This is a genomic window from Pseudomonas cavernae (assembly GCF_003595175.1).
GTDB lineage: Bacteria > Pseudomonadota > Gammaproteobacteria > Pseudomonadales > Pseudomonadaceae > Aquipseudomonas > Aquipseudomonas cavernae.
This window is the reverse complement of the sequence record NZ_CP032419.1, coordinates 1,283,340-1,307,677: the sequence shown is the minus strand read 5'-3', so window position 1 is coordinate 1,307,677 and position 24,338 is coordinate 1,283,340. Positions and strand designations below refer to the sequence as shown.

The following is a 24,338-nucleotide window of genomic DNA, read 5'->3' as shown; positions in this document are numbered from 1 at the left end:
AGGTGGATGGGTGAAGCGTCATCCACCCTACGTTTATATCGGAACCCTCAATGCGCCTGTTCGCCGCCCTGTTGCTCTGCCTCGTCCTGCCCGCCCACGCCGAAGGCTTTCTCAGCCGCCTGCTGAACCAGCCGGTGCCGGGCGGCGTCGCCGTGCTGCCGCTTGGCAGCGACCAAGCCGCGCCCCAGGCGCGCTATCAGGACAAGCCGGTGCTGGTGGTCAAGGAAGACGGCCAGCGCTGGATCGCCATCGTCGGCATTCCGCTCACGATCAAACCCGGTCAGCAACAGCTGGCGGTCGACTCGGCGAGTGGACGCCAGCAGCTGAGCTTCATGGTCAAAGCGAAGCACTACCCGGAGCAGCACATCCGCCTGGCCAACCAGCGCCAGGTCAACCCGCTGCCCGCAGACCTCAAGCGCATCGAACGCGAACTGGCCGAGCAGACCCGCGCCTACCAAACCTTCAGCCCCGCCACGCCAAGCAATCTACTGTTCGACAAACCGGTCAGCGGCCCGCTGTCCAGCCGCTTCGGCGTGCGCCGTTTCTTCAACGGCGAGGAGCGTAACCCGCACGCCGGGCTGGACTTCGCCGTGCCGGCCGGCACGCCAGTCAAGGCGCCGGCCGCCGGCAAGGTGATCCTGATCGGCAACTACTTCTTCAACGGCCGGACGGTGTTCGTCGACCACGGCCAGGGCCTGATCAGCATGTTCTGCCATCTGTCGAAGGTCGATGTGCGACTCGGCCAGCAACTGCCGCGCGGCACCGTGCTCGGCCGCGTCGGCGCCACCGGCCGCGCCACCGGGCCGCACATGCACTGGAACGTCAGCCTCAACGACGCCCGGGTCGATCCGGCGATCTTTATCGGCGCGTTCCAGCCCTAATGCGCTGGCGGGCAATCGGGTTAAACAGCGAGACATGAGAGCAAAAACCGCCGCAACAAATACAAAGCCAACCGGGCTTATGCGCAATAAAAGCTCATCAATAATTAAAACCTGCGTACTCCTGCCAATTTTATCGCAATGCTTGCCAGCTTTAACCTCACAGCTTAGGGTTTACCCATGACTATCACCCATACCCTGATTTTGTTGCGCCAGTACGCTTGCCTGACCTTGGTCAGCCCGCGACTGCGAAGCTGAACGCACACTTCATCGCCTACCGTCGCCCTATACCCGGCTGGCCACCCGTACGGCCCGAAGAAAAGGATTCCCCCATGAGCATGTTGAACGACCCGTCGACCAAATACCGCGCCTTCCCGGCCATCAACCTGCCGGACCGCACCTGGCCATCGAAGACCATCACCGAAGTGCCGATCTGGTGCAGCTCCGACCTGCGTGATGGCAACCAGTCGCTGATCGAGCCGATGGATGCCGAAAAGAAGATGCGCTTCTTCAAGACCCTGGTGCAGGTGGGTGTGAAGGAAATCGAGGTGGCCTTCCCATCCGCATCGCAGACCGACTTCGATTTCGTCCGCGAGCTGATCGAAGGCAACCATATCCCCGACGACACCACCATCCAGGTGCTGACCCAGGCCCGTGACGACCTGATCACCCGTACCTTCGAGTCGCTGAAAGGCGCCAAGAAGGCCATCGTTCACGTCTACAACGCCACCGCGCCGTCATTCCGCCGCATCGTCTTCAACCAGGACAAGCAGGGCGTGGTCGATATCGCGGTGAACGCCGCCAAGCTGATCAAGAAGCTCGCCGCGCAGCAGCCGGAAACCCAGTGGACCTTCCAGTACTCGCCGGAAATCTTCACCTCCACCGAGCTGGAGTTCGCCGTGCAGGTCTGCGACGCCGTGCTCAACGTCTGGCAACCGACCCCGCAGAACAAGGTAATCCTCAACCTGCCGGCGACCGTGGAAGTTTCCACGCCGAATATCTACGCCGACCAGATCGAGTGGTTCGGTCGCCATATCAGCCGCCGCGACAGCGTGATCATCAGCCTGCACACCCACAACGACCGTGGCACCGGCGTGGCCGCCACAGAATTGGGCCTGATGGCCGGCGCCGACCGTGTCGAGGGCTGCCTGTTCGGTAACGGCGAGCGCACCGGCAACGTCGACTTGGTGACCGTCGCTTTGAACATGTACACCCAGGGCCTGCACCCGCAACTGGACTTCTCCGACATCGACGGCGTACGCAAGGTGGTCGAGGAATGCAACCAGCTGCCGGTACATCCGCGTCATCCGTACGTCGGCGACTTGGTGCACACCGCCTTCTCCGGCTCGCACCAGGATGCGATCCGCAAGGGCTTCGCCCAGCAGAAAGACGATGGCATCTGGGAAGTGCCGTACCTGCCGATCGACCCGGCCGACATCGGCCGCAGCTACGAGGCGGTGATCCGCGTCAACAGCCAGTCCGGCAAGGGCGGCATCACCTTCCTGCTCGAACAGGAATACGGCATCAGCCTGCCGCGGCGCACGCAGATCGAGTTCAGCCAGGTGGTCCAGCGCGAAACCGACCGTCTCGGCCTGGAAATGAGCGCCAAGCAGATCTACGAATTGCTGGAGAACGAGTACCTGAAGGCCACCGCGCCGTACGCCCTGAAGGGGCATCGCCTGCAGGAAGAGAACGGCACTAGCGCGGTGGATATCGAAGTCAGTGTCCAGGGTGAAACCCAGCACTGGCGCGGCATGGGCAACGGTCCGCTGGAAGCACTGGTGGCCAGCCTGCCGGAGAAAGTCGAGATCATGGACTACTCCGAGCATTCCATCGGCGCCGGCACCAATGCCAAGGCCGCGGCCTACATCGAGCTGCGCGTCGACGGCGGTCGTGCCCTGCACGGCATTGGCATCGACGAAAACATCACCACGGCGAGTTTCCGCGCCCTGTTCAGCGCGCTGAACCGCGCCCTCAGCCAGGGCGAGGCGCAAGCCGCCTAAGCCGATTCCTGGCAACGAAAAAGCCGCTTACCTTTCGGGTAAGCGGCTTTTTGCTTTTGTAGGATGGGTTGAGCACAGCGATACCCATGCGGTACGGATTGATGGGTACGCAGGCCCAACCCATCCTACGGTTTCAGCGTGAAGCCGTCGGCGTCGAGGTGCGCCGGGAAACGCTCGCGATAGTCCGTCAGTCCCCGCGCTTCGAGGCAAATGCGGAACACCCCGTCGCCCTCGCCGGCGTTCAGCAGGGTCTCGCCCTGGAAATCCAGCACCTGGCTGTCGCCGCTATAGGGATAGCCCTTGCCATCGGTGCCGACCCGGTTCACCGCCGCCACATAACAGAGGTTCTCGATCGCCCGCGCAGGCAGCAGCCTGTTCCAGTGATGGCGGCGCGCGGCCGGCCAGTTGGCGGTGTATAAGAGCAGGTCGGTATCGTGCGGATCGCGGCTCCACACTGGAAAGCGCAAGTCGTAGCAGATCAGCGGGCGCACCCGCCAACCCTTGACCTCCAGCAGCACCTGGCGCTCACCCGGGGTGTAATGCTTGTGCTCACCGGCCATGCGGAACAGGTGGCGCTTATCGTAGTGCAGCACTTCGCCATCCGGGCGCGCCCACAGCAGGCGGTTGCGATGGCTGCCATCGGCGGCCTGGATGATGATGCTGCCGGTCACCACCGCATCGAGCCGGCGCGCCTGTTCGCGCAACCAGGCATAGGTCGGCCCATCCTCCGGCTCGGCCAGGGCCGCCGAATCCATGGAAAAGCCGGTGGTGAACATTTCCGGTAGAACGATCAGATCGGCGCCGCGCGCCTGCTCGAGCAGCACATGGAAGTGCGCGTGGTTGGCCGCCGGATCGTGCCAGGTCAGGGTGGTCTGCACCAAGGCCAGTTCGAGGTCAGATTTGTCGCTCATCTCGACTCCATTGCAAGTCGTAGGGTGGATGTCGCTTTTCACATCCACCGACTTCTGGTGGAAAACGCTTCGCGGTTTTCCACCCTATAGCGCTATATCGCGCAGAGTTTCTCCGCCGCCTGACGCAGCGTCTCCTCGCGCTTAGCGAAACAGAAGCGCACCAGGCGCAGGTCCTGCGGCGCGCTCTGATAGAAGACTGACACCGGAATCGCCGCCACGCCATGCTCGCGGGTCAGCCATTCGGCCATCTCGACGTCGTTGAGGTCGGCGCGGATCGCCGAGTAATCGGCCAGCTGGAAATAGGTGCCGGCGGCGCGGGTGAAGCGAAAACGCGAGCCTCGCAGCAGGTCGCAAAACAGGTCGCGCTTGCTCTGGTAGAAGCCCGGCAGCTCGCGGATGTGCTCGGGGTGCTCGGCCATGAAGTCGGCCAGCGCGTATTGCAGCGGCGTCACTCCACAGAAGGTCACGTACTGGTGGATCTTGCGCAGCTCGGCGGTCAGCGCCGGCGGCGCCACCACATAGCCGGTCTTCCAACCGGTGACGTGGTAGGTCTTGCCGAACGAGCTGACCACGAAGGCGCGCCGGTACAGTTCCTCGTGAGCCAACACGCTGGCGTGCTGCACGCCATCGAACACCAGATGCTCGTAAACCTCGTCGCTGATCAGGTGGATATCGCGGTCGCGGATCAGCGCCGCCAGGCGATCCAGATCGGCACGACTGAGCAGCGCGCCGCTGGGGTTGTGCGGCGAGTTGATGAAGATCAGCCGGGTGCGCGGGGTGATGGCATCGGCCAGGCGCTGCCAGTCGATGCTGAAGTCCGGCAGGGCCAGCGGCACATGCACGCAGCGGCCGCCGGCCAACTCCACCGAGGGTTCGTAGCTGTCATAGCAGGGATCGAGGACGATGGCCTCGTCGCCGGCATGGATCAGTGCCTGCACCGCACAGAAGATCGCCTCGGTGGCGCCCGGCACTATGGTCACCTCGCTGTCGGCATCGGCAGCACGGCCATACAAGGCCTGCACCTTGGCCGCCACCTGCTGGCGCAAGCCGGGCAAGCCGCTCATCGGCGCATATTGGTTGTGGCCGGCGGCGATATGCCGGCTCACCGCCTCGCGCAGCGCCGCCGGGCTGTCGAAGTCGGGGAAGCCCTGGGACAAGTTCAGCGCGCCGGTTTCGGCGGCGAGCTGGGACATGCGGGTGAAGATGGTGGTGCCGACGTTGGGGAGTTTGCTGCGAATCATGGTGGCCTTCCTGCACTGACGCGCGCCACGACGGAGCCGCATGGCAGCGGCTGGCACGAAGCCGGAGGATAGCCGATCGGCTCATCCGCCGGCACCACAACGGATATGAAAAAGGCGCAGAAGCTTAAGCCTCTGCGCCTTTTCAGGTGTCGCCGCGTGCGGCTCAGCGTTTGTCGCGGCGCTTCTTCTCGGCCTTCTTGTGGTGGCTCATCAGCCGGCGCTTCTTGTTCACCTGGCGGTCGGTGAGGGTGTTCTTCTTGCCCTCGTAGGGGTTATCGCCGCCCTTGTACTCGATGCGGATCGGCGTGCCGACCAGCTTGAGCACGCGCCGGTAGGTGTTCTCCAGGTAGCGCGAGTAGGACTTGGGCACCGCCTCGACCTGATTGCCGTGGATCACGATCAGCGGCGGGTTGGCACCGCCGAGGTGGGCGTAGCGCAGCTTGATGCGCCGGCCATTGACCAGCGGCGGCTGGTGCTCCTGCACCGCGTCCTCGAGGATCTGGGTCAGGCGGCTGGTCGGCCAGCGGGTGATCGCCGACTTGAACGCAGCCTGCACCGACTTGTACAGATGGCCGACGCCGGTGCCGTGCAGCGCGGAAATGAAGTGGATATCGGCGAAGTCGACGAAGAACAGCCGGCGCTCCAGCTCGGTCTTCACGTAATCGCGCTCACCCGGTTCCATGCCGTCCCACTTGTTCAGGGCGATGACCAGCGAGCGGCCGGTTTCCAGGGCGAAACCGAGCAGGTTGAGGTCGTGGTCGACCACCCCTTCACGGGCATCCATGACGAAGATCACCACGTTGGCGTCCTGGATCGCCTGCAGCGTCTTGACTACCGAGAACTTCTCAACCGCCTCGTTGATCTTGCCGCGCCGGCGCACACCGGCGGTATCGATCAGGGTGTATTTCTCGCCCTCGCGCTCGAAGGGGATGTAGATGCTGTCGCGGGTGGTACCGGGATGGTCATAAACGATCACCCGCTCCTCGCCGAGCATGCGGTTGACCAGGGTCGATTTGCCGACGTTGGGCCGACCGATGATGGCGATCTTGATGCCATCCTTCTCGCTCGGCCCGGGAATGCGCTTGGCTTCCTCGCCTTCGGCCACCTCTTCGGCGTGCGCTTCTTCCTGTTCCTCGTCATCCTTGGGGAAGCCGCCGAGTGCCGCTTCCAGCAACTGGGTGATGCCGCGACCATGCGCACCGGCGATCGGCAGGGCATCGCCGAGGCCCATCGGGCTGAATTCGGCACGCGCCACATCCGGATCGAGGTTGTCGATCTTGTTCGCCACCAGCAGGCTGCGCTTGTTGCGCTTGCGCAGGTGCTCGCCAATCATCTGGTCGGCTGCCGACAGGCCGGCGCGGGCGTCGACCATGAACAGCACGATGTCGGCTTCCTCGATGGCCTGCAGCGACTGCTCGGCCATCTTCGCGTCGATGCCCTCCTCGTCGCCGGAAATGCCGCCGGTGTCGATCACGATGTAGGTACGCCCCTGCCAGCGCGCCTCACCGTACTGACGATCACGGGTCAGACCGGAAAGGTCGCCGACGATGGCGTCGCGGCTCCTGGTCAGGCGGTTGAACAAGGTGGATTTGCCGACGTTCGGCCGGCCCACCAGGGCGATTACGGGAACCATTAGGCCCCTCCAGTCAATTACAGAAAACACAACGGCCGCTGCCGTGAAACGGCAGCGGCCGGACACTAGAACCCAGCTTAGCGGATGGTCAGCGCGACCAGCTTGCCGCCATTGCCGTAAGCATACAGCCAGTCACCCACCACCAGCGGGCGCGCCCGCAGGCCGTCGCTGTCGATGCGCTCGCGGCCGACAAAGCGGCCGTCGGTCTGGCTGACCAAATGCAGATAGCCTTCCAGATCGCCGAAGGCCACGTAGCTGGAGAATACTTCCGGCGCCGACAGTTGCCGCCGCGCCAGCTTATCGTTGCTCCACAGCACGGAAGTCGAACGCTCATCGATGCTGTCGACGGTGCCACTGGCTTCGCTCACATAGACGCTGCCCAGACCCTCGGCCAGACCAACGTAGCTGGAAGCCTCGTGCTGCCAGAGAATTCGCCCGCTATCCAGATCCAGTCCGGCGACCCGGCCCTGATAGGTGGTGACATACACGGTATTGCCGGAAAGCCGCAGGGCACCGTCGATGTCGACGATGCGATCCAGCTCGGAGCGCCCTTGCGGTACGGCCACGCGCTGCTCCCAGACAGGTAGGCCGCGCTGGATGTCGAGGGCGATGACCTTGCCGGTGGACAGCCCGGCGATCGCCAGACGGCTGGTGACCAGCGGTGCACTGGTGCCACGCAGGGTCAACACTGCCGGGGTGTTGTCGAACACCCAGCGCTGGCTGCCGGTGGCGGCATCGAGGGCGATAATCCGGTCGTCCTGGGTTTGCACCACCACCACATCGCCATTGTTCGCCGGCGGCGCCAGCACTTCGCTGGTCACCCGGGCGCGCCATTTTTCTTCGCCGGAACTGGCATCCAGGGCGATCACCTCACCGCGCAGGGTGCCCACCAGCACCAGGCCGTAGCCGGCGCCGATCGCACCGGACACCGGCAGGTCGAGGTCCTGCTCCCACAGTACGTCACCGGTCAGACGGTTCATCGCCTTGACTTCGCCATTGACGTCGGCGGCGAAGATGCTGTCGCCATCCACGGCCGGAACCAGCATGTTGTAGCTGTCGCCCTGGCCGTCGCCAATCGAGCGGCTCCACTCGGTCTTCAGCTGCACTTCTTCGGTGAAGTCCGGCAGTTCGGCGGGCGGCAGTTCCTTCTTGCTATTGCTGCTGCAGCCCGCCGCGAGAACGGCGAAGGCCAGCAGTGCGGCATATTTCCAGCGCATCACGTCACGCATCCCCTTTCGCCAGGTCGTCGAGTTTCATTTGCAAGCTGCCCACGGCGGCATCATCAGACAGCGACGCCTTGGCCTTCTCGTAAGCGGCGTGGGCTTCATCGGTACGCCCGAGCTTGGCCAGCAGGTCGCCACGGAGTTCTTCGCGGCTGGCGAGATAGGCCTTGTCGCCTTCGCCTTCGAGCAGTTTGAGGCCTTCCTCGGTCTTGCCTTGCGCCGACAGCACCCGGGCCAGACGCTGACGCGCCAGCTCACCCAGGGTGTCATCCGATGGCTTGCTCACGACGGCCTGCAACTCGGCAGCGGCATCGTCAAGCTTGCCGGCATCGACCGCCACCTTGGCGACGAACAGGCTGCCATATTGGGCATAGTGACTACCGGCATACTCGCTCTTCAGCTTACCGGCCAGCTCGCTGACCTTGGCCGCATCCGGCTGGCCGCTCGGGCTGAAAGTGGTTTCCAGCAGCTGTTGGTAGAGCATCGACGCCCCTTGCGCCTGGTTGGTCTGGTACTTCTGCCAGGCCTGCCAGCCGAACACCACCACCAGCGCCAAGGCGCCGCCAGTCAGCAGGGGCTTGCCATTGCGCTGCCACCAGTCCTGGACCAGTGCCAACTGTTCTTCTTCTGTACGCGACACCCCAATACTCCTTTCGCTAAATGCTCACGCCTGCTGCAGACAGGCCGCCAGGTGCTGAGACAACTCAGACCAGGCAATATTTTGCTGTTCCCCCTGACCACGCAGGGGCTTGAAACCTATCACTTGCTGGGCCAACTCGTCTTCACCCACTACCAGAGCGAAGAGCGCACCGCTCTTGTCGGCTTTCTTCAACTGACTCTTGAAGTTGCCTGCGCCGGCATTCACCTGCAAGCGCAGCCCCGGCAGCTGATCGCGCAGGCGCTCGGCCAGCTTCAGGCCTGCCAGCTCGGCTGCCTCGCCCAGGGCGCAGAGGTAGACATCGACCTGGCGGGAAATCTCTTCCGGCACCTGCTGTAGGGTTTCCAGCAGCAGAATCAGGCGTTCGATACCCATGGCGAAGCCTACGCCCGCCGTCGGCTTGCCACCCATCTGCTCGACCAGACCGTCGTAACGGCCGCCGGCGCAGACGGTGCCCTGCGCCCCCAGTTGGTCGGTGAGCCACTCGAACACGGTCTTGCTGTAGTAATCCAACCCGCGCACCAGCTTGGGGTTGATCACGTAGGGAATGCCGGCTGCATCCAGGCGGGCCTTGAGGCCGTCAAAGTGCACACGCGACTCCTCGTCAAGGTAGTCCGCCAGCTTCGGCGCATCGATCAGCAGCGCCTGGGTTTCCGGCACCTTGCTGTCGAGAATGCGCAGCGGATTGCTCTTCAGCCGGCGCTTGCTGTCTTCGTCGAGCGACTCGCTGCGCGCCGCCAGATACTGCACCAGGGCGTCGCGATAAGTGGCGCGCGCTTCGCTGGTGCCCAGGCTATTGAGCTCCAGGGTCACCGCGTTGCGGATACCGAGCAGGCCCCAGAGACGCCAGGTCAGTACGATCAGCTCGGCATCGATATCCGGACCGGCGAGGTTGAAGACCTCCACGCCGATCTGGTGGAACTGCCGGTAGCGCCCCTTCTGCGGACGCTCGTGACGGAACATCGGGCCGATGTACCAGAGTTTCTGCACCTGGCCATTGTTGCTGATGCCATGCTCGAGCACCGCGCGCACACAGCTGGCGGTGCCTTCCGGGCGCAGGGTCAGGGAGTCGCCATTGCGGTCGTCGAAGGTGTACATCTCCTTCTCGACGATGTCGGTGACCTCACCGATCGAGCGTTTGAACAGCTCGGTGGCCTCGACGATCGGCATGCGAATCTGCCGATAGCCATAGCCATCCAGCAGACTCGCCACCGCTCCCTCGAAATAGCGCCAAAGCGGGCTCTGCTCGGGCAGGATGTCGTTCATGCCACGAATGGCTTGCAAAAGCTTACTCACAGAAAATCCTTAGCAGTCATCAGCCACGGGCAATCAGTGCCGCGTCGGCCTCGGCCTTCTCGGCCGCTTTGCGGCGGATCAGCTTCTCGAGCTCGTCCACCAGGTTGTCATTGGTCAGTTTCTGCGCGGGCTTGCCGTCGATATAGATCAGGTTGTTCGGCGTACCGCCGGTCAGGCCGATATGCGCCTCCTTGGCTTCGCCGGGACCATTGACCACGCAACCGATCACCGCCACATCCAGCGGCACCAGGAGATCCTCGAGACGGCCTTCCAACTCGTTCATGGTCTTGACCACATCGAAGTTCTGCCGCGAGCAGCTCGGGCAGGCGATGAAGTTGATGCCACGCGAGCGCAGATGCAGGGACTTGAGGATGTCGTAACCGACCTTGACCTCCTCCACCGGGTCAGCCGCCAGGGAAATGCGGATGGTGTCGCCGATGCCATCGGCGAGCAGCATGCCCAGACCGACCGCCGACTTCACCGTGCCCGAGCGCAGGCCGCCGGCCTCGGTGATGCCCAGATGCAGCGGCTGCTCGATCTGCTTGGCCAGCAGGCGATAGGCCTCGACCGCCATGAACACGTCGGAGGCCTTCACGCTGACCTTGAAATCCGGGAAGTTCAGACGATCGAGGTGTTCGACATGGCGCAGCGCCGACTCGACCAGCGCGGCCGGGGTCGGCTCACCGTATTTTTTCTGCAGGTCTTTTTCCAACGAACCGGCATTGACGCCGATGCGGATCGGGATGCCCTTGTCACGCGCGGCTTCGACTACCGCCCTGACCCGGTCCTCGCGGCCGATGTTGCCCGGGTTGATGCGCAGGCAATCGACGCCCAACTCGGCCACGCGCAGGGCGATCTGGTAGTCGAAATGGATGTCGGCGACCAGCGGCACCTGGACCTGCTGCTTGATCTTGCCGAACGCCTCGGCGGCGTCCATATCCGGAACCGAAACGCGGACGATATCGGCACCCGCCTCTTCCAGACGGCGGATCTGCGCCACGGTGGCGGCGACATCGCAGGTATCGGTGTTGGTCATGCTCTGCACCGCAATGGGCGCATCGCCGCCGACCGGCACCGAGCCGACCCAAATCTTGCGCGATTGGCGACGTTTGATCGGAGATTCACCGTGCATGGCTTATTGCCCCAGTTTCAGGCGTGCAGTCTCGCCACTGATGAAAGGTGCCACATCCACTGCCTGACCGTTGTAGCTGACTTGCGCGCCACGGGCGTAGCCGAGACGCAGTTCCAGAGGGACCCTGCCGCTCAGCTCGACGCTGTCGCCCGGGCGTTTCAGCCCGCTGGCCAGCACCTTGCCATTGGCGTCAGTAATTTGAATCCAGCAATTGGCGGTGAAGCCCAGGCGTACCTGGCCCTCGCCAGCGGCGGCGCTGACTGGCACGCTCGGCGCAGCAGCCGTGGCGACCGCGACCGGAGTCGGAGCCTGTGTCGGTGTCGGTGTTTGTGCGGCGGTGTCCTGCACGGGCGCTGGGCTGATCGGCGCAGGCGCTTGAGTTGCCGGCGGATTGACGGGCGTAACAGCCGGCGCGACCGGTGCAGCAGAGGTGCCGGTGACCTCGGCTTCCGGCTGTGCGGCCAATTCCGGCTGCACCTCGGCCAACGGCGCCTGGCTTTCGACCTGCGCCTCGACTACCGCTTGATCCTCCGGCTCGTCCAGTGGATGGATTTGCGTGGTGCCGTCGGCACTTTCAACCTCCACATGTTCAAGACTTAGGCCAGCCTGTTCGCCACCGCGGTCAGCCGCCTGATCCTGCCACCAGAGGAAACCGATGCCGGCCAGGGCGAGCAACAAGCCGAAGCTGACGAAGCGCAACACGCTCTGCGACAAGCGCACCGGTTGCTCGATGCGACCCAGGCCATGCACGCTGCTGCCACTGGCGTCGGTACCGGTGAACTGGTCGAACTCCTGCACCACCAGGGCCTGGTCCATTCCCAGCAGCTTGGCATAGGCGCGCAGGTAGCCGCGCGCGAACGTATGCCCGGGCAACTTGTCGAACTCGCCCGCTTCCAGTTGGATCAGGCGCTGGGCCGTCAGATTGAGCTGGGCGGCCACTTCGGCCACGCTCCAGTTCTTGTGTTCGCGGGCCTTACGCAGAGTCTCGCCCGGGTTGACGCGAGACGTCGCTACAGCTTCGGGGTGCGCCGCTTTCATCGTTGCTCCGACAGGTATTGCTGATATTCCGGCGTACCGGGATAAAGACGTTTGAGTTGCAGCCCCAGACTGGCGGCCTTGTCGCGATCTTCGAAGATGCTGGCCAGACGCGTGCCGAGCAGCAGGCTGCGGGCATTCTGCTCGCTCAACTGGCTGAAGCTGTCATAGAAGTTGCGCGCCGGCACATACTCTTTGCGCTGGTAACTCAACTCGGCCAGCTCCAGCAGCGCCCGCGGTTGGCGCTTGTTCAGGCGCACAGAACGCTCGAAGTAGCTCTCCGCCTGTTGCGACTGATTCAGCTTCAGCGACGTCATTCCGAGGTTTTCGAACACCCGTGAACGCTCGGGATAGAGGTTGTCTTGGGCCGCCTGCAGATAACGCTCCATCGCATCCTGATAGCGGCCCTGCTCATAGAGGAAGCTGCCATAGTTGTTCAGGATACGCGGATCCTTGCTGTTCTGGGACAGCGCCTCGCGGAAGTGCTCGTCAGCCAGTTCCGGTTCCATCTCTGTTTGAAACACCAGCGCCAAGGCAGCATGGGCATCGCTGCTCGATGGATCGAGTTCAAGGGCCTTCTTCAATGGCAGCTTGGCCTTGCCGGGTGCCCCCTGCTGGAGATAGCCGAGACCCAGCTGGATATAGGCATCCCGCGCCCCATCGCGTCCCTCGCCGGTCTTCATCGGATCGACGCTGCCGGAACTTACACAGCCGGCCAACAAACCGGCGAATAACACACAAAGCGCGGCGCGCAGGGTCATGAACATCCTCTCTTCAGGTTCGGCTCGCGGCGGTTTGCGGAGCGTCAGCATCGTTACTCAGCTGGCGCACGGCAATGTAACGCTCACTTCGGCGCGTGCGATCCATTACCTGTCCGACCAACTGACCGCACGCCGCATCGATGTCTTCACCGCGCGTGGTGCGCACGGTGACGTTGAAACCGGCATGGTGCAATTGATCCTGGAATCGGCGGATAGCATTGTTGCTCGGCCGCTCGTATCCCGAATGCGGGAAAGGATTAAAAGGAATCAGGTTGATCTTGCAAGGCACGTCTTTCAGTAATGCGATCATCTGCTCAGCGTGCTCAGGCCGATCGTTCACATCTTTAAGCAGTGTGTACTCAACGGTCAGTACGCGCTTCTCACCGAGGCTCGACATATAGCGCTGACAGGTTTCCAGCAGCATGGCCAAGGGGTATTTCTTGTTGATCGGCACCAACTGGTTGCGCAGCTCATCATTAGGCGCGTGTAGCGACAGCGCCAAGGAGACGTCGATGACCTTGGCCAGTTCGTCGATCATCGGCGCCACGCCGGAGGTGGACAGGGTCACCCGGCGCTTGGAGATGCCATAGCCGAGGTCATCCATCATCAGATGCATGGCGGCGACTACGTTGTCGAAATTCAGCAGCGGCTCGCCCATGCCCATCATCACCACGTTGGTGATGGCGCGATCGACGGTCGCCGGCACGGAACCGAAGGATTTGTTGGCAATCCACACCTGGCCGATCACTTCGGCGGCGGTGAGGTTGCTGTTGAAGCCTTGCTTGCCGGTAGAGCAGAAGCTGCAATCCAGCGCGCAGCCCGCCTGGGACGAAACGCACAAGGTGCCGCGCTTGCCCTGGGGAATGTACACGGTCTCGACGCAGCTACCGGACGCCACGCGCACCACCCACTTGCGGGTGCCATCGCTGGAGATGTCCTGGCTGACCACTTCCGGACCGCGAATCTCGGCACAGGCCTTGAGCTTTTCGCGCAAGGCCTTGCCGACATTGGTCATGGCGTCGAAATCATCGACGCCAAAATGGTGAATCCACTTCATCACCTGACCGGCACGGAAACGCTTCTCGCCGATCGACTCGAAGAATTTTTCCATCTCAGGCTGGGTTAGACCCAACAGATTGATTTTGCCGGCAGCGTCAGTCATGGCTTCATCCTCGCGAGCTCGCCTCAGCGAATGCGCGCGCAAACCTCGGTAGCAGCGAAGAAGTAAGCGATTTCACGCGCAGCGGAGGCTTCGGAATCGGAGCCGTGTACAGCATTTTCGTCGATGGAAACGGCGAAATCGGCGCGAATGGTGCCAGCAGCCGCTTCTTTCGGGTTGGTAGCACCCATCAGTTCGCGGTTTTTGGCGATAGCGTCTTCACCTTCCAGAACCTGAACGATGACCGGACCGGAAACCATGAAAGCAACCAGATCTTTGAAGAAGCCACGCTCGCTGTGCTCGGCGTAGAAACCGCCGGCTTCACGCTCGGACAGCTGAACCATTTTCGAAGCCACGACGCGCAGGCCGGCTTTTTCGAAACGAGTGACGATCTCGCCAACTACGTTTTTAGCAACGGCGTCAGGCTTGATGATGGAGAAAGTGCGTTGAACAGCCATGGAAAGCTCCAGAAACAAGGGTTAAAGCGAAAAATTAAACCCGCAAATTATACGCGGGTTCCGGTTAAATGCGTAGGGCTGCGCCCGCAGGCGCTATCCGCTTAGTCGGACTCTTCGATCCAGGCCGCCTGAATCGCTTCGAGCACCTTTTCACCGCCGCGCTGCGGGTCATCGCTGAAGTCCGGCAACTCCAGCACCCAGCGATGCAGATCGACGAAATTGACATAACGCGGATCGACCTCCGGCTTGCGCTCGGCCAGCTCGATGGCAACATCCAGCACATCGGTCCATTTCAGACTCATGTTTGCGCTCCTGCGATCCCGTCTCAGTGTCCTTCGGACACCTGATTGATGGTGTATTTGGGGATCTCGACCACCAGATCTTCATCCACCACCACAGCCTGGCAGGACAGGCGCGAATTGGGCTCGAGCCCCCAGGCCTTGTCCAGCATGTCGTCCTCCAGCTCATCGGAAGGCTCCATGGAGTTGAAACCCTCGCGCACGATCACATGGCAAGTGGTGCAGGCACAGGACTTTTCGCAGGCATGCTCGATGTCGATGCCGCAGCGCAGCGCGGCATTCAACACGGTTTCGCCTGGCTGCGCGTCAATCACCGCCCCCTCAGGACAGTGTTCGGCGTGAGGCAGAATAATGATCTGCGGCATCTTCTCGTTAATCCTCAAGTTCGTTGAGCCGACGGCCGGACAAGGCCGCCTTGACGGTGGCATCCATCCGCCGCGCGGCAAAGGCATCGGTAATCTGGGAAAGGCGCTTGGTTTGCTGTTCGATGGCCACCGCATCGGTGCTGCCCAGCAGCTCGCGCAACGCCTGCATCTGCATATCAATCGCCACGCGCTCGTCCGCACTGAGCAGATCCTGACCATCGGTGTCCAGCGCCGACTGCACGGCCTCCAGCAGACGTTCGGCATCCACCTGCTGCTCGCGCAGAGCCCGCGCCGCCTTGTCTTCGCCGGCGTTCTGGAAGGAGTCCTGCAACATGCGGGCAATCTCGCCATCGGTAAGCCCATAGGACGGCTTGACCTGGATGCTGGCCTCGACACCTGAACCCAACTCGCGCGCAGCGACATTGAGTAGACCATCGGCATCGACCTGGAAGGTCACGCGAATCTTCGCCGCACCCGCCACCATCGGCGGAATCCCGCGCAATTCGAAGCGTGCCAGCGAACGACAGGCACTGATCAGCTCGCGCTCACCCTGCAACACATGGATCATCATGGCCGTCTGGCCGTCTTTATAGGTGGTGAAATCCTGGGCCCGCGCCACCGGAATCGTGGTGTTGCGCGGAATCACCCTCTCCATCAGGCCACCCATGGTTTCCAAGCCCAGCGACAGCGGAATCACATCCAGCAGCAGCAACTCTTCGCCATCCTGCTTGTTGCCGGCCAGGGTATCGGCCTGGATCGCTGCACCGATGGCAACCACTTGATCCGGATCGATATCGGTCAACGGCTGGCGACCAAACAGCGCGCCCACCGCCTCGCGCACCCGCGGCACACGGGTCGAACCGCCGACCATCACCACGGCCTCGACCTCATCGATTTCGATACCGACGTCGCGCACTGCGCGCCGGCACGCCTTGAGGCTGCGCGCCAGCAGCGGCTCGATTAGTGCGTCGAAGTGCGCACGGGACAACTGGCCACGCCAGTCGCCATACACCACCTCGACTTGCGCCGCATCGGTCAGTGCTTCTTTCGCCGCACAAGCGCTTTGCAACAGGCTGCGTTGGACGCCCGGCGCAAGGTCAGCAGACAAGCCGGCCTGCTCGACGATCCAGCCGGCGATGGCATGATCGAAGTCGTCGCCACCTAGCGCGCTGTCACCCCCCGTTGCCAGCACCTCGAAGACCCCACGGGTCAGACGCAGGATCGATATGTCGAAGGTTCCGCCGCCCAGGTCGTAGATCGCCACGACCCCTTCGGCTTGCTGATCCAAACCATAAGCTACGGCCGCCGCGGTCGGCTCATTGAGCAGCCGCAACACATTGAGACCGGCCAAGCGCGCGGCATCTTTGGTCGCCTGGCGCTGCGCCTCGTCGAAATAGGCCGGCACCGTGATCACCGCCCCGACCAACTCGCCACCCAGGCTCGCCTCGGCACGCTGACGCAAGACCTTGAGGATATCGGCGGAAACTTCCACCGGGCTTTTCGCGCCCTGCACCGTCTCGATGAACGGCATATGCGACTCGCCATCGACGAAACGATAGGGCAGTTGCTCACCCAACTGCTTGACGTCTTCCAAGCCACGCCCCATTAGGCGCTTGACCGACAGCACGGTATTCAGCGGGTCGCTGGCAGCAGCCACCCTGGCTGACTGGCCGACCTCGACATGATCGGCGTGATAGCGCACTGCCGACGGCAGGATCACCTGCCCGTCATGGTCAGGCAAAGGCGCAGCCAAACCACTGCGCACGGCAGCGACCAGCGAGTTGGTGGTGCCCAGATCGATCCCGACGGCCAGACGACGCTGGTGTGGCTGAGGGCTTTGTCCGGGCTCGGCAATCTGCAGTAAGGCCATAGGAAGTCTGGATGTCAGGCGCGCCGCGCAAGCAACGCAAGGGGTTAATCGTCGAGGCGCTCTTCCAGCTGGCGCACTTCGTAGGAGAGCTTGTCGAGAAATTGCATACGCCGCATCAGGCGCTCGGCCTCTTCGCGGCGCCGCGGGTCATCCCAGCAAGCGGCAAAGCTATCGTTCAGCTCATCCTGAGCCAGTTTCAAACGGCGTTTGAAGATCGCCACACCCGCTAGGTCGGCACTGTCCTGCAGCTCTTCGAGTTCTTCGCGCCAATGCATCTGCTGCAGCAGGAACTCGGGATCCTGCACGGTCGCCTCCAGCGGCAGCTCCGGCCCGCGCAGAGTCAGCAAGTAGCGTGCACGCAACGGCGCGCTTTTCAGCGTCTGATAGGCCTCGTTGAGACTGGCGGAACGTTCCAGCGCCAGGCGCTGCTCACGCTCGCCGGCATCGGCAAAGCGATCCGGATGGACGCTGCGCGCCAGCTCGCGGTAGCGCGCGGCCAGCTGCTCCAGATCCAAGCGAAAGCTTGGCTGCAGATCGAACAGGGCAAAATGACAGGGAATACCCACAACCCGCCTCAGACGTTGAAGCTTTCGCCGCAGCCGCACTCACCACGCACGTTGGGGTTATTGAACTTGAAGCCTTCGTTCAAACCCTCTTTGACGAAGTCCAGCTCGGTGCCGTCGAGATAAGCCAGGCTCTTCGGATCGATGATCACCTTCACGCCATGGCTCTCGAACACCTGATCCTCACCAGCCAGCTCATCGACGAATTCGAGTACGTAGGCCAGCCCGGAGCAGCCGGTGGTGCGAACCCCCAGACGGATACCCTCGCCCTTGCCCCGCCCCTCAAGGGAGCGACGCACATGTTGGGCTGCGGCTTCGGTCATGCTGATAGCCATCGGAACTCCTTACTCGTCAACCGCTTAGAGCAAACCTTTTTTCTGCTTGTAGTCGCGCACGGCCGCCTTGATGGCGTCCTCGGCGAGCACTGAGCAGTGAATCTTCACCGGCGGCAACGCCAGCTCTTCGGCCAACTGGGTGTTCTTGATGGTTTCCGCCTGATCCAGGGTCTTGCCCTTCATCCACTCGGTCGCCAAGGAGCTGGAAGCGATGGCGGAGCCACAGCCATAGGTTTTGAACTTGGCGTCTTCAATCACGCCTTGCTCGTTGACCTTGATCTGCAGACGCATCACGTCACCGCAGGCCGGCGCCCCGACCATGCCGGTGCCCACATCCGGGTCCTCGGCGTCGAGCTTGCCGACGTTGCGCGGATTTTCGTAATGGTCGATGACCTTTTCACTGTATGACATGGTGGTATTCCTCTCTCATCAGGGGTCGCTCTTCAATGGCGACTACTTAGTGCGCCTGCCATTCGACTTTGGAAATGTCGACACCCTCTTTGAACATATCCCACAGCGGCGACAACTCGCGCAGCTTGGTGACTGCGTCGCGAACCTTGTGCGCGGCGTAATCGACTTCTTCTTCCGTGGTGAAACGGCCGAAGGTGAAACGAATCGAGCTGTGCGCCAACTCGTCGTTACGCCCCAAGGCACGCAGCACATAGGAGGGCTCCAGCGAAGCCGAAGTGCACGCCGAACCGGACGACACCGCGAGATCCTTGAGCGCCATGATCAGCGACTCGCCTTCGACATAGTTGAAGCTGAGGTTGAGATTGTGCGGAACGCGGGCAGTGATGCTGCCGTTCACATACAGCTCCTCGAGGTCTTCGACCTGCCTGAAGAAACGCTGGCTCAGGCCACGGATACGCTCACGCTCCTGGACCATTTCTTCTTTGGCGATGCGGAACGCTTCACCCATGCCGACGATTTGATGGGTTGCCAAGGTGCCGGAGCGCATGCCGCGCTCATGGCCGCCACCGTGGGCCTGAGCTTCCAGTCGTACGCGCGGTTTGCGACCGACATACAGCGCACCGATACCTTTCGGACCGTAGGTCTTGTGCGCTGAGAAGGACATCAGGTCAACCTTGAGCTTGCTCAGATCGATATCCACCTTGCCGGTGGACTGGGCCGCGTCGACATGGAACAACACGCCGCGGGCGCGCGTCAGCTCGCCGATGGCGGCGATATCGTTGATGGTGCCGATCTCGTTATTGACGTGCATGACCGACACCAGGATGGTGTCCTCGCGCAGGGCCGCCTCGACCATGGCCACAGTGATCAGGCCATCTGTGCCCGGCTCCAGATAGGTGACCTCGAAGCCTTCGCGCTCAAGCTGGCGCGCGGTATCGAGCACGGCTTTGTGCTCGATCTTCGAGGTGATCAGATGCTTACCTTTACCCGAATAGAAGTGTGCCACGCCCTTCAGGGCCAGGTTGTCAGACTCGGTCGCGCCCGAGGTCCAGACGATTTCACGCGGATCGGCATTGACCAGCTCGGCCACCTGGCGACGGGCATTCTCCACCGCCTCTTCGGCCTTCCAGCCGAACACATGGGAACGCGAAGCCGGGTTACCGAAGTTGCCATCAACCAGCAGGCACTCGCTCATTTTCTGCGCAACGCGCGGATCGACCGGCGTCGTCGCGGAATAATCGAGGTAAATCGGCAATTTCATTGGCTTTCTCCTATCAGGCAGACGCCCCACTCAGTCGACGGCGGACGCTTCAATCTTATCCAGATGCATCGCGCGGCTATTGCAACGACGCTGATCCTGACGCTGGGCGACTTCCTGCACCTCACGGCGAGTCACGAGGTCGGCCAAGCTGATACCGCTAAGAAACTCATGGATCTGCTGGCTGAGATCACACCACAGATGGTGGGTCAGACAGGTATCCCCGGCGTGGCAGTCACCCATGCCCTGGCAGCGCGTGGCATCCACGGACTCATTGACTGCATCGATGACCTCCGCCACCTGAATGCCGCTCATGTCCCGTGACAACTGATAGCCGCCACCCGGACCGCGCACACTGGAAACCAGATTGCCGCGACGCAGCTTGGCGAATAATTGTTCCAAGTAGGACAGGGAAATGCCTTGGCGCTCGGAAATATCAGCCAGGGACACCGGACCATGCTGCGCGTGCAGCGCCAAATCAAGCATGGCGGTGACGGCATACCGGCCTTTGGTGGTCAATCGCATGGCTTTTACCGCAGGATCACTGGTTTGGCGCGAGTATGCTATTTCCGAGTATTTGAGTCAACTATTAGACCCATCACCCTACTCGGAATTAGCCCTGGAAAAGGGCGCGCATCATAGCAGAGCGCGCACCCAAGCGCATCAAGCCGCCGGCTTGTCGCCCGCATCCTTGACGTCAGCAAAGTCCTCATCGCGCAAAGCGGGCAGCTCTTTAGCGCAATAGTCGCTACCCAGCGCCTTGAGTGCCGAACACATCCCCTCCAGGCGATCATCCACCGCCTGCAGATGATCGAGCAGCTGACCAATCGCCCGCGCCACCGGGTCCGGCATATCCTGACTAACGCCATACGCGTCAAAACCAAACTTCTCGGCAATGGCCTGGCGCTTGGTCTCCAGCACGTCATCCGCTTTGACGATGATGCGCCCTGGAATCCCTACCACCGTGGCACCCGCCGGCACCTCTTTGGTCACCACAGCGTTGGAGCCGATCTTGGCCCCAGCCCCGACGGTAAAAGGACCCAGTACTTTGGCCCCCGCCCCGACCACCACGCCGTCCGCGAGCGTCGGATGACGCTTGCCCTTGTTCCAACTGGTACCACCCAGGGTCACGCCCTGATAGAGGGTCACGTCATCCCCGATCTCGGCCGTTTCACCGATGACGATGCCCATGCCATGGTCGATAAAGAAGCGCCGCCCGATCTTCGCTCCCGGGTGAATCTCGATACCGGTAAACCAGCGCCCGAAGCTGGACACCAGGCGCGCCAACCATTTCCAGCCGAAGCCCCACAACCCGTGAGCCAGCCGATGCAGCCAGACCGCATGCAACCCCGGGTAGCAGGTCAGCACCTCGAACGGATTGCGCGCAGCCGGATCACGGTGGAAGACGCTCTGAATATCTTCCCGCACACGCTCAAACATCACTCACTCCTCCGCTTATGGGGTAACCCGCGAGCTGTCGCCTGCGTCTCGGTCAAAATGCCGCGCAGGATATTCATCTCCAGCCGGCTGATGGCACTGCGCGCATAAAGCCGCCGCAAACGGGACATTAGGTGCCGCGGCCTCTCCGGGTCGAGAAAACCGATTTCTATCAAGGTGCTCTCAAGATGGCCGTAGAACAACTCCAACTCATCTGCGGTGACCAACTGCGCGTCGACCTCGGGTCTATTCTCCTGCTTCGCCATCTTGGTCGGCTGCCCCTGTGCCGCCAACCAGGCCATGCGCACCTCATAGGTCAAAACCTGCACAGCAGCCGCCAGATTGAGCGAGCTGAACTGCGGATCCGAGGGAATGTGCACATGAAAGTGGCAGCGCTGCAGTTCGTCATTGGTCAACCCGGCGTATTCGCGACCAAACACCAAGGCCACCTGAACTCCTTGCCCCGCCCGCTCCACCGTGTTTACTGCGCACTCACGCGGATCGAGCAGCGGCCAAGGGATATGCCGGTCGCGCGCACTGGTACCCAGCACCAGACTGCAACCCACCAGCGCCTCCTCAAGGGTCGAGACCACCTGAGCAGCCGCCAGAATATCGTCAGCGCCCGAGGCCCGAACAACCGCCTCGGCACTGGGGAAGGCCACCGGGTCAACCAGCACCAGATGCGACAACCCCATGTTTTTCATGGCCCGCGCGGCAGCACCGATGTTGCCGGGATGACTGGTGTTAACCAGAACCACGCGAATATTTTGCAGCACCGCGAGCACCCAACCAGACAACCAAAGGGGCATAGAGCTTACAGAAGCCCTTGAGCGAACGCCACGCGGGGCACAGGCAGCGCTTCTTACACTAGGCTTTTCTGTTAGAATGTTCGGCTTTCTTTAACGACCCAGGTGAGACCCTCCATGCAGCCAATGCTGAATATCGCGCTGCGCGCAGCCCGCAGCGCCGCAGAACTGATTTTCCGCTCCATCGAGCGCTTGGACACCATCTCGGTCAACGAGAAAGATGCCAAGGACTACGTCACCGAGGTCGACCGCGCCGCCGAACAGACGATCATTCAAGCCCTGCGCAAGGCCTACCCGAATCACGGCTTCCTCGGCGAAGAAGGCGGCCTGATCGAAGGCAGCGGCGAAGGCGCCGACTATCTGTGGATCATCGACCCGCTGGACGGCACCACCAACTTCGTTCGCGGCGTACCGCATTTTGCCGTCAGCATTGCCTGTAAATACCGCGGCCGCCTCGAGCACGCTGTGGTACTCGATCCGGTGCGCCAGGAAGAATTCACCGCCAGTCGTGGCCGTGGCGCCGCCCTCAACGGTCGCCGCCTGCGCGTCAGCTCTCGCAAAAGCCTGGATGGCGCCTTGATCGGCACCGGTTTCCCCTTCCGCGACACCCAGATCGACAATCTCGACAATTACCTAGGCATGTTCCGCAGCCTGGTCGGCCAAACCGCCGGCATCCGCCGCGCCGGCGCCGCCAGCCTGGATCTCGCCTATGTGGCCGCCGGCCGCTTCGATGCCTTCTGGGAATTCGGCCTCTCCGAGTGGGACATGGCGGCCGGCGCCCTGCTGATCCAGGAAGCAGGCGGCCTGATCAGCGACTTCTCCGGTGGCCACGAATTCCTCGAAAAGGGCCATATCGTTGCCGGCAACACCAAATGCTTCAAAGCCGTTCTCACTGCTATTCAGCCGCACCTGGCGCCATCGATGAAGCGCTAATCCCGCCCTGCGGATCCAACCAATAAAAAACGCCCCGAAGGGCGTTTTTTATTGGCAGTGTATTACTGCGAGATTTGCGCGGACTGCTGCACCAACACCAGCTTGCCTTTCTCGACAGGAATCTGGCGGCCCGGATCATGATCCATGCGCACCTGACCAGCCTTGCCATCCAGCTGGTATTTCACATCGTAACCAACGACCTTATCACTGGTGTCGGTCACGGTATGGCAGCGGGTTTCCGTGGTGGTGTAGGTGTCGCGCTGCTGCATGCCTTCCTGCACCTTGTTGCCGGCATAACCACCGCCAACAGCACCGGCCACGGTCGCAATCTTCTTGCCGGTACCGCCACCAACTTGGTTGCCCAGCAGGCCACCTGCTACCGCACCCAGCACGGTACCGGCAATCTGATGCTGATCCTTTACCGGCCGCTGATGCGTGACCGCCACGTCTTTGCAGACTTCGCGAGGGGTCTTGATGGTCTCTTTGACCGGCTGCACAGCAAGCACTTCGGCGTACTCGGGGCCGCCACCACCGACCAGACTGTAAGTGGCTACAGCACCGCCCGCGGTAACACCCACCGCGCCTAGCACCGCACCAACGAGCATGGACTTGTTCACTTGCACCTCCTGGCGTTCAGTCATCCGGCATGAAATACCTTACTCCTAGCCTTGGAGTAGCTGGCGGAGGTGAAGTTCCACCGCCACCGCCAGCAAACCACTGCAAGAGCAAGATCACAATATTGAAAAGTGGCTCAGGGACGCTCGTCGACCTCTTCGCTCACGGCCGGCGGGATCAGATCTTCAGTGGTCAGATTCAGCCAGACCAGCACCACGTTAGCGATGTAAATCGATGAGTAGGTACCCGCCAGCACCCCGATAAACAGGGTGATGGAGAAGCCGAACAGGTTGTCACCGCCAAAGAACAGCAAGGCGACGATGGCCAGCAGCGTGGAGATCGAGGTCGCCATGGTCCGCAGCAGGGTCTGCGTGGTGGAGATGTTGATGTTCTCGATCAGACTGGCCTTGCGCAGCACGCGGAAGTTCTCGCGCACGCGGTCAAACACCACGATGGTGTCGTTAAGCGAGTAGCCGATGATCGCCAGCACCGCGGCCAACACCGTGAGATCGAAGGTGATTTGGAAGTAGGAAATGATCCCCACCGCCACCACCACGTCATGGATCAGCGAAACGATGGCGCCCACGGCGAACTTCCACTGGAAACGGAACGCCAGGTACAGCAGTATCCCGCCCAGCGCCAGGAGCATTCCCAGACCGCCCTGGTCGCGCAGCTCCTCACCCACCTGCGGACCGACGAACTCGACCCGCTTGACCTGCGCCGGATTGCCCGACGCCGCCTGACGCAAGGCCTCGGAAACCTGATTGCCGAGCTGCGGATCATCCCCCGGCATGCGCACTAACAAGTCGGTAGTGGCACCGAAGCTCTGCACCACCGCCTCGGAGTAGCCGGCCTTGGCCAGCTGCTCACGCACCTCGCCGAGATCGGCCGGGCGCTCATAGGTCAGCTCGATCAGGGTACCGCCGGTGAAGTCCAGGCCGAAGTTCAAGCCCTTGGTGGCCAAGCTGAACACCGCCAGCAGGGTCAGAAACAGCGTGACGGCGAACGCAACATTGCGCACGCCCATAAAGTTGATCGTACGTTTCATCGCCGCTTCC

The 24,338-nt window shown here is 62.2% G+C and carries 26 protein-coding genes; 3 read left to right on the top strand and 23 right to left on the bottom strand.

From position 1 onward, the window contains the following. Window positions 1–50 precede the first annotated feature (50 nt). Both D3880_RS06040 and leuA read left to right on the top strand, forming a co-directional pair. Window positions 51–881, top strand: coding sequence for a peptidoglycan DD-metalloendopeptidase family protein (locus D3880_RS06040; RefSeq protein WP_119892587.1), 831 nt, complete (start codon window positions 51–53; stop codon window positions 879–881). Window positions 882–1,210: 329 nt separating this feature from the next. Continuing rightward, entirely contained in the window at window positions 1,211–2,881 is a 1,671-nt protein-coding gene (leuA, locus tag D3880_RS06035) for a 2-isopropylmalate synthase (RefSeq protein WP_119892586.1), read from the top strand. 125 nt (window positions 2,882–3,006) lie between these two features. Here the strand turns inward: leuA and D3880_RS06030 are convergent, their stop codons facing one another. From D3880_RS06030 to trmJ, 21 genes are all read right to left on the bottom strand, one after another. After that, complete coding sequence (locus D3880_RS06030) at window positions 3,007–3,792, bottom strand: amidohydrolase (RefSeq protein ID WP_119892585.1); 786 nt, start codon at window positions 3,790–3,792, stop codon at window positions 3,007–3,009. Window positions 3,793–3,884: 92 nt separating this feature from the next. Continuing rightward, complete coding sequence (locus D3880_RS06025; RefSeq protein ID WP_119892584.1) at window positions 3,885–5,033, bottom strand: pyridoxal phosphate-dependent aminotransferase; 1,149 nt, start codon at window positions 5,031–5,033, stop codon at window positions 3,885–3,887. Between the two features lie 163 nt (window positions 5,034–5,196). Continuing rightward, entirely contained in the window at window positions 5,197–6,666 is a 1,470-nt protein-coding gene (gene der, locus D3880_RS06020; RefSeq protein WP_119892583.1) for a ribosome biogenesis GTPase Der, read from the bottom strand. Window positions 6,667–6,743: 77 nt separating this feature from the next. Continuing rightward, window positions 6,744–7,895 (bottom strand): outer membrane protein assembly factor BamB, encoded by a 1,152-nt coding sequence (gene bamB / locus D3880_RS06015; protein ID WP_119892582.1) that lies wholly within the window; start codon window positions 7,893–7,895, stop codon window positions 6,744–6,746. Beyond that, window positions 7,888–8,529 carry a tetratricopeptide repeat protein gene (locus D3880_RS06010; protein ID WP_119892581.1) on the bottom strand — a complete coding sequence of 214 codons (642 nt, stop codon included), beginning with the start codon at window positions 8,527–8,529 and terminating at the stop codon, window positions 7,888–7,890. The genes bamB and D3880_RS06010 overlap by 8 nt, the downstream gene beginning before the upstream one ends. Before the next feature lie 24 nt (window positions 8,530–8,553). Continuing rightward, entirely contained in the window at window positions 8,554–9,843 is a 1,290-nt protein-coding gene (gene hisS / locus D3880_RS06005; protein ID WP_119892580.1) for a histidine--tRNA ligase, read from the bottom strand. Window positions 9,844–9,862: 19 nt separating this feature from the next. After that, window positions 9,863–10,975 carry a flavodoxin-dependent (E)-4-hydroxy-3-methylbut-2-enyl-diphosphate synthase gene (ispG, locus tag D3880_RS06000; RefSeq protein ID WP_119892579.1) on the bottom strand — a complete coding sequence of 371 codons (1,113 nt, stop codon included), beginning with the start codon at window positions 10,973–10,975 and terminating at the stop codon, window positions 9,863–9,865. 3 nt (window positions 10,976–10,978) lie between these two features. Further along, on the bottom strand, window positions 10,979–12,013 hold the full coding sequence (locus D3880_RS05995; protein ID WP_119892578.1) for a RodZ domain-containing protein: 1,035 nt from the start codon (window positions 12,011–12,013) through the stop codon (window positions 10,979–10,981). Further along, window positions 12,010–12,771, bottom strand: a complete 762-nt coding sequence (pilW, locus tag D3880_RS05990) for a type IV pilus biogenesis/stability protein PilW (protein ID WP_119895678.1) — start codon at window positions 12,769–12,771, stop codon at window positions 12,010–12,012. Before pilW ends, D3880_RS05995 begins: the two co-directional genes overlap by 4 nt. 13 nt (window positions 12,772–12,784) lie before the next feature. Then, on the bottom strand, window positions 12,785–13,933 hold the full coding sequence (gene rlmN / locus D3880_RS05985; RefSeq protein WP_119892577.1) for a dual-specificity RNA methyltransferase RlmN: 1,149 nt from the start codon (window positions 13,931–13,933) through the stop codon (window positions 12,785–12,787). A gap of 23 nt (window positions 13,934–13,956) precedes the next feature. Then, the gene (gene ndk, locus D3880_RS05980; protein WP_119892576.1) at window positions 13,957–14,388 is read right to left on the bottom strand and encodes a nucleoside-diphosphate kinase; all 432 of its coding nucleotides are present in this window, start codon (window positions 14,386–14,388) and stop codon (window positions 13,957–13,959) included. A 101-nt stretch (window positions 14,389–14,489) separates the two neighbouring features. Next, complete coding sequence (gene iscX / locus D3880_RS05975; protein WP_119892575.1) at window positions 14,490–14,690, bottom strand: Fe-S cluster assembly protein IscX; 201 nt, start codon at window positions 14,688–14,690, stop codon at window positions 14,490–14,492. 23 nt (window positions 14,691–14,713) lie between these two features. After that, window positions 14,714–15,052, bottom strand: a complete 339-nt coding sequence (fdx, locus tag D3880_RS05970; RefSeq protein WP_119892574.1) for an ISC system 2Fe-2S type ferredoxin — start codon at window positions 15,050–15,052, stop codon at window positions 14,714–14,716. A 7-nt stretch (window positions 15,053–15,059) separates the two neighbouring features. Then, window positions 15,060–16,922: a Fe-S protein assembly chaperone HscA gene (gene hscA / locus D3880_RS05965; protein ID WP_119892573.1), complete on the bottom strand. Its 1,863-nt coding sequence runs from the start codon at window positions 16,920–16,922 to the stop codon at window positions 15,060–15,062. Window positions 16,923–16,966: 44 nt separating this feature from the next. Beyond that, on the bottom strand, window positions 16,967–17,488 hold the full coding sequence (gene hscB / locus D3880_RS05960; protein WP_119892572.1) for a co-chaperone HscB: 522 nt from the start codon (window positions 17,486–17,488) through the stop codon (window positions 16,967–16,969). Between the two features lie 8 nt (window positions 17,489–17,496). Continuing rightward, window positions 17,497–17,820 (bottom strand): iron-sulfur cluster assembly protein IscA, encoded by a 324-nt coding sequence (gene iscA, locus D3880_RS05955; protein WP_119892571.1) that lies wholly within the window; start codon window positions 17,818–17,820, stop codon window positions 17,497–17,499. 24 nt (window positions 17,821–17,844) lie between these two features. Next, window positions 17,845–18,231, bottom strand: a complete 387-nt coding sequence (gene iscU, locus D3880_RS05950; RefSeq protein ID WP_119892570.1) for a Fe-S cluster assembly scaffold IscU — start codon at window positions 18,229–18,231, stop codon at window positions 17,845–17,847. 46 nt (window positions 18,232–18,277) lie between these two features. After that, window positions 18,278–19,492 carry an IscS subfamily cysteine desulfurase gene (locus D3880_RS05945; RefSeq protein ID WP_119892569.1) on the bottom strand — a complete coding sequence of 405 codons (1,215 nt, stop codon included), beginning with the start codon at window positions 19,490–19,492 and terminating at the stop codon, window positions 18,278–18,280. Window positions 19,493–19,522: 30 nt separating this feature from the next. Continuing rightward, window positions 19,523–20,014, bottom strand: coding sequence for a Fe-S cluster assembly transcriptional regulator IscR (iscR, locus tag D3880_RS05940; protein WP_119892568.1), 492 nt, complete (start codon window positions 20,012–20,014; stop codon window positions 19,523–19,525). A gap of 138 nt (window positions 20,015–20,152) precedes the next feature. Continuing rightward, window positions 20,153–20,929: a serine O-acetyltransferase gene (cysE, locus tag D3880_RS05930; protein ID WP_119892566.1), complete on the bottom strand. Its 777-nt coding sequence runs from the start codon at window positions 20,927–20,929 to the stop codon at window positions 20,153–20,155. Continuing rightward, complete coding sequence (gene trmJ / locus D3880_RS05925; RefSeq protein ID WP_119895677.1) at window positions 20,929–21,702, bottom strand: tRNA (cytosine(32)/uridine(32)-2'-O)-methyltransferase TrmJ; 774 nt, start codon at window positions 21,700–21,702, stop codon at window positions 20,929–20,931. Before trmJ ends, cysE begins: the two co-directional genes overlap by 1 nt. A 147-nt stretch (window positions 21,703–21,849) precedes the next feature. Between trmJ and suhB the strand changes: the two genes are divergently transcribed. Further along, on the top strand, window positions 21,850–22,665 hold the full coding sequence (gene suhB, locus D3880_RS05920) for a type III secretion system regulator SuhB (RefSeq protein WP_119892565.1): 816 nt from the start codon (window positions 21,850–21,852) through the stop codon (window positions 22,663–22,665). Window positions 22,666–22,727: 62 nt separating this feature from the next. Here the strand turns inward: suhB and D3880_RS05915 are convergent, their stop codons facing one another. After that, window positions 22,728–23,282, bottom strand: coding sequence for a glycine zipper 2TM domain-containing protein (locus D3880_RS05915; RefSeq protein ID WP_119895676.1), 555 nt, complete (start codon window positions 23,280–23,282; stop codon window positions 22,728–22,730). Between the two features lie 134 nt (window positions 23,283–23,416). Beyond that, the gene (secF, locus tag D3880_RS05910; RefSeq protein ID WP_119892564.1) at window positions 23,417–24,328 is read right to left on the bottom strand and encodes a protein translocase subunit SecF; all 912 of its coding nucleotides are present in this window, start codon (window positions 24,326–24,328) and stop codon (window positions 23,417–23,419) included. Window positions 24,329–24,338 lie beyond the last annotated feature (10 nt).

What these genes read in the sequence shown, in the direction of transcription:
- D3880_RS06040 (WP_119892587.1), top strand. Translation starts at nt 51, where the DNA reads ATGCGCCTGTTCGCCGCCCTGTTGCTCTGCCTCGTCCTGCCCGCCCAC.
- leuA (WP_119892586.1), top strand. Translation starts at nt 1,211, where the DNA reads ATGAGCATGTTGAACGACCCGTCGACCAAATACCGCGCCTTCCCGGCC.
- D3880_RS06030 (WP_119892585.1), bottom strand. Translation starts at nt 3,792, where the DNA reads ATGAGCGACAAATCTGACCTCGAACTGGCCTTGGTGCAGACCACCCTG.
- D3880_RS06025 (WP_119892584.1), bottom strand. Translation starts at nt 5,033, where the DNA reads ATGATTCGCAGCAAACTCCCCAACGTCGGCACCACCATCTTCACCCGC.
- der (WP_119892583.1), bottom strand. Translation starts at nt 6,666, where the DNA reads ATGGTTCCCGTAATCGCCCTGGTGGGCCGGCCGAACGTCGGCAAATCC.
- bamB (WP_119892582.1), bottom strand. Translation starts at nt 7,895, where the DNA reads ATGCGTGACGTGATGCGCTGGAAATATGCCGCACTGCTGGCCTTCGCC.
- ispG (WP_119892579.1), bottom strand. Translation starts at nt 10,975, where the DNA reads ATGCACGGTGAATCTCCGATCAAACGTCGCCAATCGCGCAAGATTTGG.
- D3880_RS05995 (WP_119892578.1), bottom strand. Translation starts at nt 12,013, where the DNA reads ATGAAAGCGGCGCACCCCGAAGCTGTAGCGACGTCTCGCGTCAACCCG.
- pilW (WP_119895678.1), bottom strand. Translation starts at nt 12,771, where the DNA reads ATGACCCTGCGCGCCGCGCTTTGTGTGTTATTCGCCGGTTTGTTGGCC.
- rlmN (WP_119892577.1), bottom strand. Translation starts at nt 13,933, where the DNA reads ATGACTGACGCTGCCGGCAAAATCAATCTGTTGGGTCTAACCCAGCCT.
- ndk (WP_119892576.1), bottom strand. Translation starts at nt 14,388, where the DNA reads ATGGCTGTTCAACGCACTTTCTCCATCATCAAGCCTGACGCCGTTGCT.
- iscX (WP_119892575.1), bottom strand. Translation starts at nt 14,690, where the DNA reads ATGAGTCTGAAATGGACCGATGTGCTGGATGTTGCCATCGAGCTGGCC.
- fdx (WP_119892574.1), bottom strand. Translation starts at nt 15,052, where the DNA reads ATGCCGCAGATCATTATTCTGCCTCACGCCGAACACTGTCCTGAGGGG.
- hscA (WP_119892573.1), bottom strand. Translation starts at nt 16,922, where the DNA reads ATGGCCTTACTGCAGATTGCCGAGCCCGGACAAAGCCCTCAGCCACAC.
- iscA (WP_119892571.1), bottom strand. Translation starts at nt 17,820, where the DNA reads ATGGCTATCAGCATGACCGAAGCCGCAGCCCAACATGTGCGTCGCTCC.
- iscU (WP_119892570.1), bottom strand. Translation starts at nt 18,231, where the DNA reads ATGTCATACAGTGAAAAGGTCATCGACCATTACGAAAATCCGCGCAAC.
- D3880_RS05945 (WP_119892569.1), bottom strand. Translation starts at nt 19,492, where the DNA reads ATGAAATTGCCGATTTACCTCGATTATTCCGCGACGACGCCGGTCGAT.
- iscR (WP_119892568.1), bottom strand. Translation starts at nt 20,014, where the DNA reads ATGCGATTGACCACCAAAGGCCGGTATGCCGTCACCGCCATGCTTGAT.
- cysE (WP_119892566.1), bottom strand. Translation starts at nt 20,929, where the DNA reads ATGTTTGAGCGTGTGCGGGAAGATATTCAGAGCGTCTTCCACCGTGAT.
- suhB (WP_119892565.1), top strand. Translation starts at nt 21,850, where the DNA reads ATGCAGCCAATGCTGAATATCGCGCTGCGCGCAGCCCGCAGCGCCGCA.
- secF (WP_119892564.1), bottom strand. Translation starts at nt 24,328, where the DNA reads ATGAAACGTACGATCAACTTTATGGGCGTGCGCAATGTTGCGTTCGCC.